This is a genomic window from Arthrobacter sp. 10T413_2 (assembly GCF_056394205.1).
Window position 1 is genome coordinate 1 of sequence record NZ_JBFTHK010000296.1, and the last position, 2969, is coordinate 2969.

1 protein-coding gene is annotated in these 2969 nt (G+C 66.2%); it reads left to right on the forward strand.

The features are described from left to right. The first annotated feature begins 394 nt into the window (after positions 1–394). On the forward strand, positions 395–2821 hold the full coding sequence (locus AC1DBQ_RS22715) for an HAD-IC family P-type ATPase (RefSeq protein ID WP_476930659.1): 2427 nt from the start codon (positions 395–397) through the stop codon (positions 2819–2821). Positions 2822–2969: the final 148 nt, after the last annotated feature.

Genomic DNA, 2969 nt, shown 5'->3' on the forward strand with positions numbered 1-2969 from the left:
CGGAGCGCACAAAACGCCGACCAGATCAGGTCGATCAGGTCTTGAAATTTAGGGGATTGGCCGCCTCCGGTTCCCAGCATTTCCGCTGGTCTCCCTCGCGGCGACTTAGAAAACAATACACCCACCACGCCCCCACCGCAAACCCACCCCCACAACACGGTCCTCACGGTGTMACGCCCGGAAGTCCGGGGGAAAACGGGGCATGGAGCCCGAAAGAGGCGACCCGGCGTCGCTCTTCGGCTCTGTACCCTCCGTCACATCCTGGCGCCACGCCGGATACCATCGGAGGGTGAGGGCATACCGCCGGCGCAGGAGACTAGCCTTTCTCCATCGGCGTGCCTCCCGGACGGCCGCCAAACGCCAGCCGGCCGTCACCGGCCTGTCACAGGGCGAGGTGGCCACGCGGGTCGAGCACGGGCTGACAAACCGCGTCCCGGACACCACCAGCCGGAGCCTGTGGCAGATCTTCCGGGCCAACGTCTTCACGCTCTTCAACGCAATCGTCGGCACKAGCTTCCTGCTGCTACTGCTCTTGGGACAATGGCAAGACGCACTGTTCGGCCTCGCCGCCGTCAGCAACGCCGTGATCGGCGTTGTCGAGGAATACAGGGCKAAGAAGTCCTTGGACCGGCTGGCAGTTCTCAACGCCCCGCTGGCAAGGGTATTGCGCGAGGGTCAGATCCACGACATCGCCACGGCCGACGTCGTGAAGGACGACCTCCTGGTGTTGCGGGCCGGGGATCAGGTCACTGCCGACGCCGCAGTACTCGAGTCGTCCGGCCTCGAGGTGGACGAATCGCTCCTCACGGGCGAAGCAGACCCCGTGGACAAKGACGCGGGGACGGAAGTGCTCTCCGGATCGATCGTCGTGGCCGGCCATGGCACTGCCCGGGTTGTCCGGGTAGGGGCGGAGTCGTTCGMGAGCCGGCTGACGGTCGATGCGCGTCGCTTCTCGCTGGTGAACTCCGAGATCCGCAACAGCCTTAACCGCGTACTGCGCTGGATTGCCTGGATCCTGCTGCCGGTGGCCATCCTCGTGATCAACGGCGAGATCCAKGCGCGCGGCKGCTGGCACACCGCCTACTCCACCGGTGCCTGGACGCCGGCTCTGGTGGGCCTCATTGCCAGCATGATCGCGATCGTCCCGCTGGGACTCGTACTGCTCACGAGCGTGGCTTTCGCCGTGGGCGGGCTCCGGCTGGCCGGTCACAATGTGCTGATCCAGGAGCTCGCCGCTGTCGAGGGACTGGCACGCGTAGACGTACTGTGCATGGACAAGACTGGAACCCTCACAGAGGGAGGGCTGGTCTTCGATGCCGTCCACCCGTTGGCGCCGCAACCGGGATGGGAGCAAGTCCTGGCATGGTTTGGCGCTGAGCCCGAGGCAAACGCCACGGCACGCTGCCTGCGTACGGCTTTTGAGTACGACGGCGGCCTGCAGCCGGTGCGGTCAGTGCCGTTTTCCTCCGCCCGGAAGTGGAGCGGAGTCAGCTTCGACGGGCGGACCCGTGCGGCACGCACCTGGATTCTCGGAGCGCCGGAGATGATGCTTGTGCAGGGCGAGGACTTACCTGGACTTGACGCGTCGTTGGCCTCTGCTCCCGACAGCGCCGTCCCGCACCAGAGCAACGAACCCAGCCGGGGCGACATCTTGCGTCAGGCCGGCGAACTGGCTGAGACAGGGCTGCGGACTCTGCTTCTGGCCCGGGCTGATCAGTTGCCGAACAATGGGAAGCTGGAGCAGCTGCCGGGGTCCCTCCACCCTGTGGCCCTGCTGACGTTCCGGGAACAGCCCCGCGCCGATACCCGGGAGACCCTTAAGTTCTTCCGCGACGAGGGCGTCGGTTTGAAGATCATTTCCGGCGATGATCCCCGGACCGTTGCCGCCATTGCGCGCCGGATTGGCCTGGAGGTCACGGAGGGCTTCGACGCACGCTCACTCCCCGAGGATCCGTTGCACCTGGAGGAAGTGATGGAGGCGAACATGGTTTTTGGCCGGGTGACCCCGGCCCAGAAGAGGGCTATGGTCGAGGCGCTGCAACGCCGGGGACACACCGTGGCAATGACCGGCGACGGCGTCAACGATGCCCTTGCGCTGAAGACAGCCGACCTTGGCATCGCCATGGACTCCGCGGCGCCCGCAACAAAGGCCGTGGCGCGTCTGGTGTTGCTCGACGGCCGCTTCGACCGGCTTCCCGGCATCCTTGCTGAAGGCCGGCAGGTGATCGCCAATATCGAACGCGTCTCGAGCCTCTTCCTGAGCAAGACGGTCTACGCGACGGCTATCGCAGTGATGTTCGGGCTCCTGGACTGGAAGTTCCCCTTCCTTCCCCGCCAGCTGTCCTTCACCGACGGCCTGACAATMGGAATCCCGGCGTTCTTTTTGGCGCTCATGCCGAACCCGCGCCGCTACCAGCCGGGATTCCTGCGCCGGGCCCTCTGGTTCTCCGTGCCGGCAGGACTCATCGTGACGGCCTCGCTGMTCACGCTCAATGCCCTGGCGCCGTTGGCCGGCACGGCGACGCCCGAACAAGTCAGCAGCGCCTCGGTGCTGACGCTGTCCATCGTTGGGCTGTGGATCCTCTMGGCTGTGTCCCGGCCCCTCAACGCAGGGCGTCTTGCTGTGGTGGTGGCCATGAGCGCCTCATTGGTGGCCCTGCTCAACCTGCCGCTCGCGCAGGAGTTCTTCCTGCTCTCGCGACCTCCGGGCGGGTTGTTGCTCGCTGCGGTGGCGTGCGGGGCCGCCGGGGGCCTCGGAGTCGAGGTTCTGGCCCGGGTCCACGCCCGTGCCTTCCCGGTGCAGGGCCTGGGCTGGAAGTGAGGGATCCTCGGGGGTGTGTCGGTGGTGCGGGACGATCGCGGGGGCGTGCCMGGTACTGGGGGAAGGTGTGGGCAGCACTTTCCGGGGGTGCGGTTTAAATGCGGGAGGACCCCAACCTGGTGGTTGGGGTCCTCGACCTGTAATGATG